The organism is Aeromonas fluvialis (genome assembly GCF_000819885.1).
GTDB lineage: Bacteria > Pseudomonadota > Gammaproteobacteria > Enterobacterales > Aeromonadaceae > Aeromonas > Aeromonas fluvialis.
On record NZ_CDBO01000071.1, the window covers coordinates 1 to 14,317 of the forward strand.

A 14,317-nucleotide genomic window follows, 5' to 3' on the forward strand; every position below is an offset into this window, starting at 1 on the left:
CCATGATAACCATTGCCCAACGCAACCAGCGACTGGGTGCCTATCGTTGCCACGGCCTGCTTGGCCTCGTTCAACGTGACAGGCACCCGAGTGACAAACAGTTGCTGCTGTTGCGCCAGCAGTTGCAAGGTGTCGGCACAATACAGCGCCGCATCGCCGACCAGATAACGGCAATCCTGCGCGGCCTTTAGGCTGCTCAAGTGGCCGCGTACGGTCTGGGCAAAGGCCTTGGTGTCGTTACTATTGCCGCTCAGGGCCTGCATATAGATGGGCAGCCCGGCCTGATTTTCACCAAGGCTTCACCGTGTGAGACCTTGAAAGGCGGCGTTTTGGGGAACACAGCATCAATCATGCGGGCGATCCCCAGTTCTTGGCAAAGTGCAGCAACCAAACCAAGGTGATCGAGCTTACGGATAGAGATAGCGGGAGCGGCCATGATGATCTACCTGCAAAAGAGAGTAATAGATCAGAACGGCCGATCGCTGTTAAGCATTGAAAATGCCAAAATCAGGTGCGGAATGACGGCTGAACCATTGCTTCGCCAATTTTTAGGGATTTCCGCTTCAAATCAGCGGGAGCGCAAGGGACTGGTTAAACAAAATTTCCGAGCGCCATAGCATGAGCGGGAGAGTATCGCCCCCCCCCTGCGGGGAGAAAGGATCGCCCTGCCTCACTCCCTGGGTCTGCTGGCGCGCCGCACCCTGGTGTATACCGTACTGGCCCCACAGGGGATCGACTGGGGTAATGGGGAAACTGCGACACTCATCTTCGTGTTGGCCATCAGCAAGGCGATTACGAGGAGGCAATGGGCCTCTATGGCCTGTTCCTAGCGCTCATGAACGAAAAAGCCAGCAAGAATCTGCTGGCTTGTCAGGACTTTGCCAGCTTCAAAACGCTGGCCCGGACGGGGTCATAGCAGCGGCGGGGAGGTACTACTCCTCATTGAAACCCGAGGTGAACAACTCCACCACGGCGGCCAAGGCCTCCACCTCTTCGGGGCCCTCAACCTGTACTTCCACCTGCCGCCCTTGGGCAGAATCCAGCATCAGCAGACCTATGATGCTGTCAGCATCGGCTTCAACCCCATCTTCGTTGCGCAGCAGCACGTGGGCATCGAAACCCTGCACCAGCTCGAACAGCATCATGGCCGGTCTGGCATGAATACCCAGCTTGTTTTTCACTTCAACCGAGGCGGAAACAGTCATCGGGTCGTCCTATTGGTCCGTCAGGATTGGGGAGCATTCTTGTCGAGCGTGCGATGGCGGATCTGCACGTTCTTGCCAAGCAAACGGAAGGCACTGGCCAACCGTTCTGCGATAAATACCGAGCGGTGCTGACCGCCGGTACAGCCGATGCCAACCGTGAGGTAGCTGCGATTGTTGCGCTCCAGATGGGGCAACCAGGTGATCAGCATGTTCTCAATCTGCTGGGTAAACAGCATCACATCCGCCTGCGCCGAGAGGTAACTGGCGACCGGTTCATCCTTGCCGGTAAACGGCTTGAGCTCGGGGATCCAGTGCGGATTGGGCAGGAAGCGGGCATCGAACACGAAGTCGGCATCCTTGGGTATGCCGTACTTGAAACCAAATGACTCAAACACCAGCACCAGCTCGTTCTCTTTCTTGCCGAGCACCCGAGTCTTGATGAATTCGCTCAGGTCATGAATGCTGAGGGTGGTGGTGTCGATGCGCAGGTCAGCGGTCGAGGAGAGCGGTGCCAGCAGGTTGGTCTCCTCCCGAATCGCCTCATCCAGCGACAGCTTGTTGCGTGACAGAGGATGCAAACGACGGCTCTCGCCATAACGTTTGAGCAGGGTGGCGTTGTCTGCATCGAAGAAGAAGCTCGAAAACTCTACTCGCCCCTCATTGCGCACCTGAGCCAGCAAATTTTCCAGTTTTTCCGAATCATTCGGCAGGTTACGCACATCGATGCTGACCGCCAGCTTGTCGTACTGGCTCTCGACCGAGACGATCAGTTGAGGCAGCAGATTGACCGGCAGGTTATCCACACAGTAGTAACCCAGATCTTCCAGCACTCGAAGGGCTACCGTCTTGCCGGAGCCCGAACGCCCACTTACCACGATTAACTGCATCTTGTTCCCTCACGCCAAAACGGGTGTCTCATCCTTGGCCTGCTGTCAGGCCGAGGTCATGATCTGATAGAGCTCTTCATCGCTGGTTGCCTGGCGCAACTGACGACAGACCGCCTTGTCACCCAGCTTGGAAGCCATCAGGGAAAGGGTCTTGAGATGTTGCTTGCATTCGCTTTCCGGCACCAGCAAAGCAAACAGCAGGTCAACCGGTTGATTGTCGATGGCCTCGAAAGGGATGGGATCGGCAAACGTCATCAGGATCGCGGTGGGCGGGAATTCATCGTCGATACGACCATGGGGAATTGCAATACCGGCACCGATCCCGGTACTGCCCATTTTTTCGCGGGCCAGCAAACATTCGAACAGTGCCTGGCGGGAGGTGCCAAGGCGTTCGGCGGCCAGCTCGCTGATGATCTCGAGGGCGCGTTTCTTGCTGGTACAAGGGACTGCACTCTTGGTGCAGTCCCGACTCAGTATGTGTTCAAGTTGCATGGTTATTTTTTATTTAACTTATCTTTGTGCTTGATGATCTGCCTGTCCAGCTTGTCGAGCAAGGTGTCTATCGCAGCATACATATCAGCATGTTCAGAGTTGGCAAACACTTCTCCACCACTGACGTGCAATTTGGCTTCGGCAATCTGGTTCAGTTTTTCCACACTAAGCACCACATGAACATTGTTGATGTGGTCGAAGTGACGCTCGAGTTTGGCAAATTTGTTATTCACATAATCACGCAGAGCTTCGGTGATCTCGACATGGTGTCCGGTCAGGTTAATTTGCATAACATCATCCTTTTGTTTGCCTAAACCAGGCGTTTGCGCTGATTGGAAGGTGGGATAAACAAGGATTCGCGATACTTAGCGATCGTGCGTCTCGCCACCATAATACCCTGTTCGGCCAGCAAATCCGCGATCTTGCTATCACTTAACGGCTTGGCAGGATTCTCTGCCGTGACCAGCTTCTTGATGAGCGCGCGAATTGCGGTCGATGAGCACTCTCCTCCTCCTTCGGTGTTCACATGGCTGGAGAAAAAAAACTTCAATTCGAAGATACCACGGGGGGTATGCATGTACTTCTGGGTCGTCACCCGGGAGATGGTCGATTCGTGCATCTCCACCGCTTCGGCGATGTCATTGAGCACCATGGGCTTCATCGCCTCTTCGCCATACTCGAAAAAGCCTTGTTGCTGCTCGACAATGCAGCTGGCCACTTTCAGCAGGGTGTCATTGCGACTCTCCAGGCTCTTGATGAACCACTTGGCTTCCTGCAAATGGGAGCGGATAAACTGGGTGTCGGTGCTGCTGCGGGCATTGCGAGCCATGGCGGCATAGGACTCGTTAACCCGGATACGGGGGGCGGACTCGGGATTGAGCTCGACCACCCACTTGCTGCCCTTCTTGACCACGGAGACGTCGGGGATCACGTATTGGGAGTCGCTCTGGATGATGCCATTGCCGGGGCGCGGCTCCAGCAGCTGGATCAGATCCAGCACCTCCTTGAGGTCGCTCTCCTTGAGGCGCGTCTTGCGGGCGAGGGTGCGGTAATCCCGATTGCCGAGCAGCGCCATGTGCTCGAGGATCACCTCCTTGGCCTCATTAAGCCAAGGGGTCTGCGGATCATACTGGTCCAGCTGGATCAGCAAACACTCCTGCACAGAACGGGCAGCAATGCCGACCGGATCGAAATGCTGCACCCGCTTGAGTACCGCCTCAACCTCATCGAGTTCCACCTCTACGTCATCGCTGGTGACGGCAGACTGGATATCCTCCAGCGCAAGGGTCAGATAACCGGATTCGTCGATGGCATCGATGATGGCGAGCGCGATGGCAGCATCCACATCGCTGAACGGTGTGAGCCGCATCTGCCACAATAGATAATCCTGCAGGTTTTCGGTGGTCTCCCCCTGATAAACGCTGTCTTCCCCATCGTGGATGGGGCCCGCGCTCTGGGCGGTACCGGCAGAGTAAACCTCGTCCCAGGTGGTATCCACCGGCAACTCGTCCGGCATCTGCTCCTGGGCCATGGCATCGCTGGAATCCAGCTGGCTGGCATCGACCGGCGCTTCCGGGCTGGTTTCTTGTGCCTCGCTCTCTTCCTGCTCCAGCAGAGGGTTGTTTTCGAGCGCTTGCTGAATTTCCTGCTGAAGTTCCAGAGTGGAGAGCTGGAGCAGACGAATCGCTTGTTGTAATTGCGGCGTCATGGTCAGGGACTGACCGAGACGCAACTGTAATGTCGGCTTCATCTACGTCGGGATATCCTTATGTTCAGCGAGGCACTCGTCAAAGGAAATGAAGGCATGCCCCCTTACTATAGACTGAATTGATCGCCCAAATAGACGCGCTTGACCTGTTCATCGGCGAGGATGTCAGCCGGGGCACCTTCGGCAATCATCTTGCCGTGGCTGACAATATAGGCCTTTTCACATACGTCCAGAGTCTCTCTGACGTTGTGGTCGGTAATCAAGACGCCAAGGCCCCTATCTTTCAGATGCTGAATGATCTTCTTGATGTCTATCACAGAAATCGGGTCAACCCCGGCAAAGGGTTCATCCAGCAGAATAAAACGCGGCTCGGCAGCGAGCGCTCGGGCAATCTCAACCCGACGGCGCTCACCGCCGGAGAGGCTCTGACCCAGGTTGTCGCGAATGTGGGTGATGTTGAACTCTTCCAGCAGTTGCTGAACCTTCTCCTCCCGCTCTTCGCGACTCAACTCCTTGCGAGTCTGCATCACCCCCATCAGGTTATCGAACACTGACAGACGACGGAAGATGGAGGCCTCCTGCGGCAGATAGCCGATGCCGTTGCGAGCCCGCACATGCATGGGCTGCAGGCTGATGTCCTGGTCGTCGATGGTGATGAGACCGGCATCGCGCTGAACCAGGCCGACGATCATGTAGAAGGAGGTGGTCTTGCCCGCCCCGTTGGGGCCGAGCAGGCCGACAATCTGGCCGGTGCCCACCTCAAGACTGACGTCACTCACCACCATGCGGCGCTTGTAGCTCTTCTGCAGGCCCACTGCTTTTAACACTGCCATGGCTTATTTTCCCTGCTTATTCTGATCGGCGGGCTTGTCGAAATTCTCTACCTGATCCGGCAGGAACACGGTTTTGACACGCTGGTTCGGGCTCTTGCTCTCGGCAATCATCTTCTGCGTGACGATGTCGTAGCGGATCAGGTCACCATTGACTTGACTATCTTCCTGCTTGAGCTGACCGTTGCCGGTGATGGTCACCAGCCGGTTCTTCAGTTCGTAGCGGATGGTGTTGCCGCGGGCGTTGACCGGCTTGCCGTTATCCAGGATCTGAAAAAAGGTGGCGGGCTTGCCGTAGGCAGTCATCACCTCGGCCCCTTTCTCGCCGGAACGGGTTACGACCACCTTGTCCGCCTTGATTTGGATGGTGCCCTGATTGATGGTCACATCCTCTTCGAAGGTGATACGGTTATCCTGCATCTCGGCCACCTGTTTGATGGCATCGACGTAGACCTTCTCGGCAAAGTCGGACTCTTTGGCAGTCACCGCGCCACACAACAACAGGGCTGCGAGGGCCAGATTAGCGTTTTTCATTGAAATAGATGGCATGGCCTTGATCCAGTAACTCAAAATATTTGCGGTCCAGATGGCCCTTGAGGCCAACCCCTTGGGTCTGGAAATCCTGACCCAAAATCTTCACTTCCCGGTTGCTGCGCACATCCTGAGTCACCAGGTCCAGCTCCAGATAGGGCGTATCCAGCGTGGCGATAAAGGAGGTGGGCAGCAGCCCATCCAGATGCACCTTATCCCGCAGAATGACGTTATCATCGGTGTTGAGCACGCCGGTTTCGGCGGTGACACGCCACTCGGCGGTCCCCTGATCGTCATACATGTAGACCACCGGCTTGTCGAAAGTGGCCTGCTCGAGGATTTGATAATACTCGGCGTAGGTCGATTCCAATCGTTCGGTACGTTGACCGTTCAGATCAAAACGCGTGGTCACCAGATCTTTGGCGACAAAATCCGGCTGATAGTTTTCGATTTTGACGGCGCTCTGGGGCACCCGCTCCACCTTGCCCAACTGCCAGGCAACCAGCGCGACCAGAAACAGCAGGGCAAATAACAGGGTCTGTCTGCTCATACCGAGGCCTCGGGCTGATAGTCGTCATGGCCCTGCGCCTGCAGAATGAGATCGCATACCTCGCGCACCGCCCCCATGCCCCCACCAAGACGAGTCACCATATCGGCACGACTCAACACCAGCGGATGGGCATCGGCCACCGCGATACCCAGACCGCAAGCGGCCATCACCGGCAGATCGATGGTGTCATCGCCCATATAGGCTGTCTGTTCCGGGGTCAGCCCAAGCTTGGCCAGCAGCGCTTCGAAGTGAGGCAGCTTTTTATCTGCCCCCTGCACCACATGAGCCACCCCCAGGCTTTTCATCCGATCGCTGACGATACGGGAGTTGCGCCCCGTGATAATGGCAATCTCGATCCCGGCATTGAGCAGCGCTCGCATGCCGGCACCGTCGCGGGTGCAGAAGGTCTTCAGCTCTTCGCCGCTGTTGCCCATATAGATGAGGCCGTTGGAGAGCACACCGTCCACATCACACACCAGCAGACGGATTTGCGCCGCCTTGTCATACTGGCTGCGCATCACCGGACCATAGAGGGTCGGTACGTTTTGCATCAAATTACTCCGGCTTTCAACAGGTCGTGCATGTTGAAGGCGCCGAGCGGGCGCTTCTCTTCATCCACGACCAGTAATCCGTTGATTTTTCTCGTTTCCATCAGCTTGACAGCCTCTGCAGCCATCATCTCAGGGCCTACGGTAACACAGTTGGCCGTCATCACGCGGCTGATGGGGGTATGATGGATATCGATCTGCTGGTCGAGAATACGGCGCAGATCGCCATCGGTGAACAGCCCGGCCAGCAAGCCATGACCATCGACCACCGCCGTCATGCCGAGCCCCTTACGGCTCACTTCCAGCAGTGCCTCACTGATGGTGGCATTGATCCCCACCCGGGGCAACAACTCACCGCTGTGCATCAGGTCGCCCACCCGCAGCAGCAGACGCTTGCCCAGGGAACCGCCCGGGTGCGAGAGGGCGAAGTCATCGGCGGTGAAACCGCGCGCTTCCAGCAGGGCGACCGCCAGTGCATCGCCCATCACCAGAGTGGCCGTGGTACTGGAGGTGGGTGCCAGGCCCAGCGGGCAGGCCTCTTTCTCCACCTTGATGCACAGGTGTACATTGGCCTCTTTGGCCATGGTGGAGGCCGGATTGCCGGTCATGCAGATGAGCGGAATGCCGCGGCGCTTGAGCACCGGCAGCAGGGCCAGAATTTCGTCGCTCTCACCGGAGTTGGAGATGGCGATGATAAGGTCTCCGCTGGAGATCATCCCCAGATCGCCGTGACTCGCCTCCCCCGGGTGGAGAAAGAAGGCAGGGGTACCGGTACTGGCCAGCGTCGCGGCAATCTTGCTGCCGATATGGCCCGACTTGCCCATTCCGGTGACCACTATTTTGCCACCGCAGCGCAGTACCATCTCGCACGCCTTGTCGAAGGCCTCGTTCAGATACTGATAAAGTCCATCAATGGCTTGCTTCTCTGTGTCCAGCACCGCGCGGGCACTGCGACGAAAATCGAACAGTTCAGACATTTTCTCAGGCTTTACAGACATAAAGACACAGCTCCGGGCCGAAATTAGCTGCGGGATTATAAAAAAGTCTGCCCGGATATGCGAATCGGATGGCAGGTCCCGCTCTCAATGACGCACTTTGTTACAGAAAACTGTCGTGCAAATGGGCTTGCAGCCTGTTCAATAGTTGTTCCTTGCTGTTGCTTCGACTTAGACTACCCCATAAAATTCGCACCTTATTTACACCGGATGGACAATTGTTTGAACAATGACCTGATCACCATCTCCGATCTGACCTTCAGTCACGGAGATCGGCTGTTGTATGACGAGATCAACCTGACCATTCCTCGTGGCAAGGTGACCGCCGTCATGGGCCCGAGCGGCATCGGTAAAACCACCTTGCTGCGGCTGATCGGTGGCCAGCTCAAGCCTGAGTCCGGTCACATTCTGTTTGACGGGGAAGATATCCCCACCCTCTCCCGTTCGCGCCTCTATGAAGTGCGCAAGCGGATGAGCATGCTGTTCCAGAGCGGCGCCCTGTTTACTGGCATGACGGTCTACGACAACGTGGCCTTCCCGCTGCGGGAGCACTCCGGCCTGCCGGAGGAGCTGATCCACACCATCGTCATGATGAAGTTGCAGGCGGTGGGCTTGCGCGGGGCGGCGAAGCTGATGCCCTCCGAGCTCTCCGGCGGTATGGCGCGTCGGGCGGCGCTGGCACGGGCCATCGCCCTTGACCCCGACCTCATCATGTATGACGAGCCGTTTGTCGGACAGGACCCCATCACCATGGCGGTGCTGGTCAAGCTGATCAAAGAGCTGAACGATGCCCTTGGCATCACCTCCGTCATCGTCACCCACGATGTGAAGGAGGTGCTGAGCATCGCCGATTACGCCTACATCATCGCCAATCGCAAGGTGGTGGCCCACGGCACACCGGAGCAGTTACGCGAGGAGCACAATCCCGAAGTCGAGCAGTTCCTCAAAGGATTGCCCGACGGTCCTGTTCCGTTTCATTTTCCGGCAGGCGATCTGCTACAGGATCTGTGATGTTGATAAGTCAAATAAGCAAGCTGGGGCGGATCGGAGTGCGGTTTATCAGCTCCGTCGGTCGCGCCACCATCATGTTGTTTCACGCGCTGGCGGGCAAACCCGAGCCGCGCAAGCACTTCCCGCTGCTGATCCAGCAGTTGTATGTGGTGGGCGTGCAGTCGGTGGCTATCATATTGGTCTCCGGCCTGTTCATCGGCATGGTGCTCTCGCTGCAGGGGTACAACGTATTAAAGGATTTCGGTGCCGAGCAGAGTCTGGGGCCGCTGGTCTCTCTCTCCCTGTTGCGGGAGCTGGGCCCTGTGGTCACGGCGTTGCTGTTTGCCGGCCGTGCCGGTTCAGCACTGACCGCTGAAATTGGCCTGATGAAGGCCACCGAGCAACTTTCGAGCCTCGAGATGATGGCAGTCGATCCGCTGCGCCGGGTGGTTGCCCCCCGTTTCTGGGCTGGCGTCATCAGCATGCCGTTGCTGGCCTTTATGTTCAGCCTGATCGGCATCTTCGGCGGCAAGCTGGTCGGTGTGGACTGGCTCGGCGTTGACGAAGGGGGCTTCTGGTCTGCCATGCAGGCCTCCGTCGACTGGCAGGAAGACATCATGCAGGGCGCCATCAAGAGTCTGATTTTCGCCCTGGTGGTTACCTGGATTGCGCTCTTTAACGGCTATGACGCCAAGCCAACCTCGGCCGGGATCAGTCAGGCCACGACCCGTACCGTGGTCCACTCATCCCTCGCCGTGCTCGGCCTGGATTTTATACTCACTGCAGTCATGTTTGGATAAGGTAAAGATGAAGTTCAGCAAAGTAGAATTCCTGGTCGGCACCTTCATGCTGGCTGGTATCGGTGCCATTTTGGCACTGGCACTGCAAGTGGCCGGTTTGAGCTTCAAACCGGAGGGAGAAACCTATACCCTGCGCGCGCATTTCGATAATATCGGCGGCCTGAAAGTCCGTTCGCCGGTCAAGGTCGGTGGCGTGGTAGTGGGGCGGGTCAGCGACATCGTACTGGATCCGACCACCCAGGTACCCGAAGTGACTCTGATGATGCAAAAGAGCGCGGGCCAGTTTGCCGATACCAGCTCTCTCTCTATCCTCACGTCCGGCCTGCTGGGCGAGCAGTACATCGGTCTGGCCCCCGGCTTCAGCGATGAAGAGATGGGGACCGAGATGCTCAATGATGGCGACCTGATTGAAGACACCAAATCCGCCATCGTACTGGAAGATCTGATTGGCAAGTTCCTCTACAGCCAGTCTTCCGACAGCAAATCAGACAGCAAGAAGGAGTAATCATGTTCAAGAAAATCGCCCTGCTGCTGGGTCTGATGACCAGCATGCTCTTTTCCCTGTCTGCCCAGGCCGCAGTAGATGCCACCGATCCCAACGCGCTGGTGGATCAGGCTGCCAAGCAGACCTTTGCCCGCCTGAAGGCCGATCAGGCGCAGGTGAAAAGCAATCCGGAACACCTGCGGGTGATCATCCGCGAAGAGCTGCTGCCCTATGTGGACAACCGCTTCGCCGCCTACAAGGTGCTTGGCAACCAGATTAAAGAGACCACCGAAGCGCAGCGCAATGCCTTCGTCGAGGTGTTCACCGAGTACATGGTGAGCTCCTACGCCGATGCACTGGCCCATTTTGACAAGCAGACTGTCAAGGTCGAGCCGGGCAAAGCCCCCAGCGGCAATATCACTACCGTTAACGTCAGCGTGAAAGAGGCCGGCAAACCGGACATTTTCCTCGAGTTCAAGCTGCGCAAGAACAACAAGACCGGCGAGTGGAAAGCATTCGACATGGTGGCAGAGGGGATCAGCCTGCTCTCCGCCAAACAGAACGAGCTCGGTGGCTTGATCCGCCAGAACGGCATCGATGCGGTCATCGCCCAGTTGCGCGAACACAATGCCAAGCCGCTGGTGCTCAAGTCATGACCCTGAGCGGAGATCTGCAGGCACCACAGGTCAATGACCTGTGGCAACGCCGCACCGAATGGTGGCAGGACGATCAGCTCAACCTCGGCAACGTCACCACCCTCGACTCTGCCGGACTGGCCCTGCTGGTCAAATGGGCCAAAGCCGTATTGGCACGAGGCGCCACACCGCAACTGGTGGGCGCCTCCAGTGATTTTTATACCTTGGCCAACCTCTACGGGGTGGCCGATTTGTTTCAGTCAACCCCGCTCACAACTGAGGACGCATAATGCAAGTCTCTGAAATTGAATCGATACTCCTTGAGGCTCTGCCATTGTCCGAAGTCCATGTCAAAGGGGACGGGAGTCACTATCAGGTGATCGCCGTCGGTGACATGTTTGACGGCATGAGCCGGGTCACGAAGCAGCAGGCCATCTATGCCCCGCTGATGGACAAGATCGCCAGCAACGCCATTCATGCCCTCTCCATCAAGGCGTTCACCGACGCCGAGTGGAAACGCGAACGTAAATTCCTATTGCCCTCCTGATTTGGTAACGAAGTAAAAATGGACAAATTCAAAATCGATGGTCGTTGTACTCTCAGCGGCGAAGTGACCATCTCTGGCGCCAAAAACGCGGCCCTGCCGATCCTGTTCGCCACCCTGCTGTGCGACGAAAAGGTTCAGCTCTCCAACGTGCCACGCCTGAAAGATGTAGGTACCACCATCAAGCTGCTGGAGATGCTGGGCGCGACCACCAAGGTCAACGGCAACGTGACCGTGCTGACCGGGGCGGTGAACAACCACGTCGCCCCCTACGAACTGGTGAAGACCATGCGTGCCTCCATTCTGGCGCTGGGCCCGCTGGCCGCCCGTTTCGGTGCCGCCGACGTCTCCCTGCCCGGCGGTTGCGCCATCGGAGCCCGTCCGGTCAACCTGCACGTCCACGGCCTGGAGCTGATGGGTGCCAAGATCACTATCGAAGATGGTTACATCAAGGCCCGTGTCGACGGCCGTCTCAAGGGCGCCCACATCCTGATGGATATGGTCTCCGTCACAGGTACCGAAAACCTGATGATGGCCGCCACCCTGGCGGATGGCCGCACCGTGATCGAAAACGCAGCCCGCGAGCCGGAAGTGGTCGATCTGGCCAACTTCCTCAACACGCTCGGAGCTAACATTCAGGGCGCGGGCACCGATACCCTGACCATCGACGGTGTCGAGCGTCTGCACGGAGGCAGCTACAGCGTGCAGCCAGACCGTATCGAAACCGGCACCTTCCTGGTGGGCGCAGCGGTTACCGGCGGCAAGATCACCTGCCGCAAGACCGATCCGACCCTGCTGGAGGCCGTACTGGTCAAGCTGGAAGAGGCTGGCGCCCTGATTGAGAAGGGTGAAGACTGGATCACCCTCGACATGACTGGCCGCACCCTCAAGCCGGTCACCATCAAGACGGCCCCTTACCCCGCCTTCCCAACCGACATGCAGGCACAGTTCACCGTGCTGAACACCGTCGCCAAAGGCACCGGCATGGTCACCGAGACCATCTTCGAGAATCGCTTCATGCACGTGCCCGAACTGGTACGAATGGGCGCCGACATCGAACTGCAGGGCAATGTGGCCATCTGCCGCGACGCCGAACAGCTCAAGGGCGCCCAGGTGATGGCAACCGATCTGCGCGCCTCCGCCAGTCTGGTGCTAGCCGGTTTCGTAGCCGAAGGCTCCACCATCGTCGACCGTATTTATCACATCGACCGTGGCTATGAAGACATCGAGCACAAGCTGCAGGGTCTGGGTGGTCGCATCGAGCGCATCAAGGGCTGATAAGCCCCAGATCGCTGGCCGATAAAAAGGCCCCCTCGCGTTGGTGAGGGGGCCTTTTTCACATTCCCCATAGCTGTCTCAATGTTAACGAGAGTGTGGTCCGTTGCATGCAGGGCCGTTTACCTACCCTCCGGTCTGTCGACGCACGCTGGCTCTAGCCTCATCACAGAGCCAAAAAAGTGGGGTGACATCTCCATGTCACCCCCTCGCAAATAGCATGTTCCATATTGGAGTCCGGCTACACCGGGTCTCTGTTTCACTTTCCAACAGTTAGCGACCCATCTAAAGTGCGCGCCAAGTGCAGCGATGCAAATGGCCAGCAACCCGTTACAACCCTCGTCCACACGGCAGACAAGCCGCCGTATTTGTCCTTGCAACTGAAATATTACGCATAAAAATATAATAAAAAACGTTTTTATGCTCACGCCATTCACATCAGGGTACAAAAAAACAGCCTCATCATCACCAATAAGTTGTTATAAAACAAAAGTATAACCTCATCCATGGTCGCTCGCCTGCAAGATTCATCTGCAATGGCTTACAAGGCTTTGCGATATCTCGCACAAAAATTGGCCGTCTCACAACCAGCGACGCAGTGGCAACCAGTCGCTCAGCCGGGCTATCAGCCGCCTTGACCATCCTTCGGGTTTACGCGGCGCGCTATCGGCCTGCTCCTGCCAACGAGCCAACCACATGTGCAGCGCCTCGCAGATTGGGGGGCAGTGCAGATGCAGCATCAGCTCGGTATTGAGAAAGAGCGAGCGGGGATCGAGGTTAAGGCTGCCAAACAGCGCCCGATCCTCCCCCAGCAGGATCAGCTTGGCATGCAGGCTGCCGTGGCCATGGTCAAACTCGGCAACCCGGATCCCGCGGCGCAGCAACCAGCCGAGATAACGCTGATAGGCGCCATAGACCAGCGGCACATCGGTGCTGGCCAGCGAGTTGGTGAGAATGTCGATGGCGACACCCTGCTGGCGCAGCCGCGCCAAGCGGTGCCGAAACCCGCGGGTGAGGATGAGGTAAGGGGTCACCAACCCCAGCGAGCCGGGATGATCAGCCAGCTGGCGCCACAGCTGACGGGCGGTGGTGGGGCGGGAGATCAGCCCCTTGCCTGGGCGGTCGAACCACACCTCGCCCCACCCCTCCTGCCACTGCAGAGGCAGGTCGACCCCGTCAAACAGCGCAGCGGGCAGATCGTAGACCCTTGCCACGGCCGGATCCGTCATGGTGAACAGGAAGTCGTTGACCACCTGGATTTCGGCGGACAGCGGCTCACGGCGCAGCAAGTGGCGGATGGGGTGGCTCCAGCGGCTGTGCCAGAACAGCTCGAACCCCTGCACCATCTGCTGGCACAGCCCCCCCTGACAGGCGAGATCGAGATCCACGAAGGGGGCTTGCAGATCCAGATCGAAGTAGCGATCGCCAATATTGCGCCCGCCTATCAGCGCCAGCTTGCCATCCACCAGCAACAGCTTGTTGTGCATCCGGTGGTTGATGCGGCGAAAGCTGAGCAGCCCCTCCAGCAGCAGTGCCAGCGGGCGCCAGCCCCTCAGCCAGAAGGGATTGAACAGCCGTACCTCGATCCCCGGGTAGTAGGCCACCATCTCCAGAAAGCGGTTGTCACCGGCATAGAGATCATCCACCAGCAGTTGCACCTTGACGCCGCGCCGGGCGGCATGGAGCAGCTCGCTCAACAGCAACTTGCCGCTGCTGTCCTCCTCCCAGCTGTAATACTGCGCCTGGATCCGCTCGCGGGCATGACGGATCCAGTGGCAGCGCACCTTGAGTGCCAGCCGGGGATCATCGATCAGGGCAAAGGATCCGGGGATCATCGTGTCAT

18 protein-coding genes and 2 pseudogenes are annotated in these 14,317 nt (G+C 57.8%); 8 read left to right on the forward strand and 12 right to left on the reverse strand.

Annotated features, from left to right (window positions below):
* A pseudogene (locus BN1125_RS18720) lies at positions 1-436 on the reverse strand (DUF4277 domain-containing protein); the annotation flags it as partial.
* Positions 437-518: 82 nt separating this feature from the next.
* On the opposite strand from BN1125_RS18720, the pseudogene BN1125_RS19775 reads away from it, so the two are divergent.
* Positions 519-916: pseudogene (locus BN1125_RS19775) on the forward strand (PTS sugar transporter subunit IIA); the annotation flags it as partial.
* A gap of 16 nt (positions 917-932) precedes the next feature.
* Here the strand turns inward: BN1125_RS19775 and npr are convergent.
* From npr to BN1125_RS15865, 10 genes are all read right to left on the reverse strand, one after another.
* Positions 933-1,205, reverse strand: a complete 273-nt coding sequence (gene npr / locus BN1125_RS15820; RefSeq protein WP_005336318.1) for a PTS phosphocarrier protein NPr — start codon at positions 1,203-1,205, stop codon at positions 933-935.
* A gap of 20 nt (positions 1,206-1,225) precedes the next feature.
* Positions 1,226-2,092, reverse strand: a complete 867-nt coding sequence (gene rapZ, locus BN1125_RS15825; protein WP_042013404.1) for an RNase adapter RapZ — start codon at positions 2,090-2,092, stop codon at positions 1,226-1,228.
* 45 nt (positions 2,093-2,137) lie between these two features.
* Entirely contained in the window at positions 2,138-2,584 is a 447-nt protein-coding gene (gene ptsN / locus BN1125_RS15830; RefSeq protein WP_042013406.1) for a PTS IIA-like nitrogen regulatory protein PtsN, read from the reverse strand.
* Positions 2,585-2,586: 2 nt separating this feature from the next.
* The gene (gene hpf / locus BN1125_RS15835; RefSeq protein ID WP_005336323.1) at positions 2,587-2,874 is read right to left on the reverse strand and encodes a ribosome hibernation promoting factor; all 288 of its coding nucleotides are present in this window, start codon (positions 2,872-2,874) and stop codon (positions 2,587-2,589) included.
* A 20-nt stretch (positions 2,875-2,894) separates the two neighbouring features.
* Entirely contained in the window at positions 2,895-4,334 is a 1,440-nt protein-coding gene (locus BN1125_RS15840; protein WP_042013408.1) for an RNA polymerase factor sigma-54, read from the reverse strand.
* 65 nt (positions 4,335-4,399) lie between these two features.
* Positions 4,400-5,125: an LPS export ABC transporter ATP-binding protein gene (gene lptB, locus BN1125_RS15845; protein ID WP_042013410.1), complete on the reverse strand. Its 726-nt coding sequence runs from the start codon at positions 5,123-5,125 to the stop codon at positions 4,400-4,402.
* A 3-nt stretch (positions 5,126-5,128) separates the two neighbouring features.
* Entirely contained in the window at positions 5,129-5,656 is a 528-nt protein-coding gene (gene lptA / locus BN1125_RS15850) for a lipopolysaccharide transport periplasmic protein LptA (protein ID WP_042013411.1), read from the reverse strand.
* Complete coding sequence (gene lptC, locus BN1125_RS15855; protein ID WP_042013412.1) at positions 5,643-6,203, reverse strand: LPS export ABC transporter periplasmic protein LptC; 561 nt, start codon at positions 6,201-6,203, stop codon at positions 5,643-5,645. The genes lptA and lptC overlap by 14 nt, the downstream gene beginning before the upstream one ends.
* Positions 6,200-6,754 carry a 3-deoxy-manno-octulosonate-8-phosphatase KdsC gene (gene kdsC / locus BN1125_RS15860; RefSeq protein WP_042013413.1) on the reverse strand — a complete coding sequence of 185 codons (555 nt, stop codon included), beginning with the start codon at positions 6,752-6,754 and terminating at the stop codon, positions 6,200-6,202. The genes lptC and kdsC overlap by 4 nt, the downstream gene beginning before the upstream one ends.
* Entirely contained in the window at positions 6,754-7,749 is a 996-nt protein-coding gene (locus BN1125_RS15865; protein WP_084202332.1) for a KpsF/GutQ family sugar-phosphate isomerase, read from the reverse strand. The genes kdsC and BN1125_RS15865 overlap by 1 nt, the downstream gene beginning before the upstream one ends.
* A gap of 207 nt (positions 7,750-7,956) precedes the next feature.
* Between BN1125_RS15865 and mlaF the strand changes: the two genes are divergently transcribed.
* Genes mlaF through murA form a run of 7 tightly spaced genes read left to right on the forward strand, consistent with a single transcriptional unit; the run spans position 7,957 to position 12,477 of the window.
* On the forward strand, positions 7,957-8,757 hold the full coding sequence (gene mlaF, locus BN1125_RS15870) for a phospholipid ABC transporter ATP-binding protein MlaF (protein WP_042013416.1): 801 nt from the start codon (positions 7,957-7,959) through the stop codon (positions 8,755-8,757).
* The gene (gene mlaE, locus BN1125_RS15875) at positions 8,757-9,536 is read left to right on the forward strand and encodes a lipid asymmetry maintenance ABC transporter permease subunit MlaE (protein WP_042013417.1); all 780 of its coding nucleotides are present in this window, start codon (positions 8,757-8,759) and stop codon (positions 9,534-9,536) included. The genes mlaF and mlaE overlap by 1 nt, the downstream gene beginning before the upstream one ends.
* Positions 9,537-9,543: 7 nt before the next feature.
* Complete coding sequence (gene mlaD / locus BN1125_RS15880) at positions 9,544-10,041, forward strand: outer membrane lipid asymmetry maintenance protein MlaD (protein ID WP_042013418.1); 498 nt, start codon at positions 9,544-9,546, stop codon at positions 10,039-10,041.
* A gap of 2 nt (positions 10,042-10,043) precedes the next feature.
* On the forward strand, positions 10,044-10,676 hold the full coding sequence (gene mlaC / locus BN1125_RS15885; protein WP_042013420.1) for a phospholipid-binding protein MlaC: 633 nt from the start codon (positions 10,044-10,046) through the stop codon (positions 10,674-10,676).
* Positions 10,673-10,945 (forward strand): STAS domain-containing protein, encoded by a 273-nt coding sequence (locus BN1125_RS15890; RefSeq protein WP_042013421.1) that lies wholly within the window; start codon positions 10,673-10,675, stop codon positions 10,943-10,945. Before mlaC ends, BN1125_RS15890 begins: the two co-directional genes overlap by 4 nt.
* A complete protein-coding gene (ibaG, locus tag BN1125_RS15895) occupies positions 10,945-11,202 on the forward strand; it encodes a BolA family iron metabolism protein IbaG (protein ID WP_042013422.1) in 258 nt (85 codons plus the stop codon). The genes BN1125_RS15890 and ibaG overlap by 1 nt, the downstream gene beginning before the upstream one ends.
* Before the next feature lie 18 nt (positions 11,203-11,220).
* Positions 11,221-12,477, forward strand: a complete 1,257-nt coding sequence (murA, locus tag BN1125_RS15900; RefSeq protein ID WP_042013423.1) for a UDP-N-acetylglucosamine 1-carboxyvinyltransferase — start codon at positions 11,221-11,223, stop codon at positions 12,475-12,477.
* Positions 12,478-13,055: 578 nt separating this feature from the next.
* Here the strand turns inward: murA and BN1125_RS15905 are convergent.
* Entirely contained in the window at positions 13,056-14,309 is a 1,254-nt protein-coding gene (locus BN1125_RS15905; protein WP_042013424.1) for a phospholipase D-like domain-containing protein, read from the reverse strand.
* Positions 14,310-14,317: the final 8 nt, after the last annotated feature.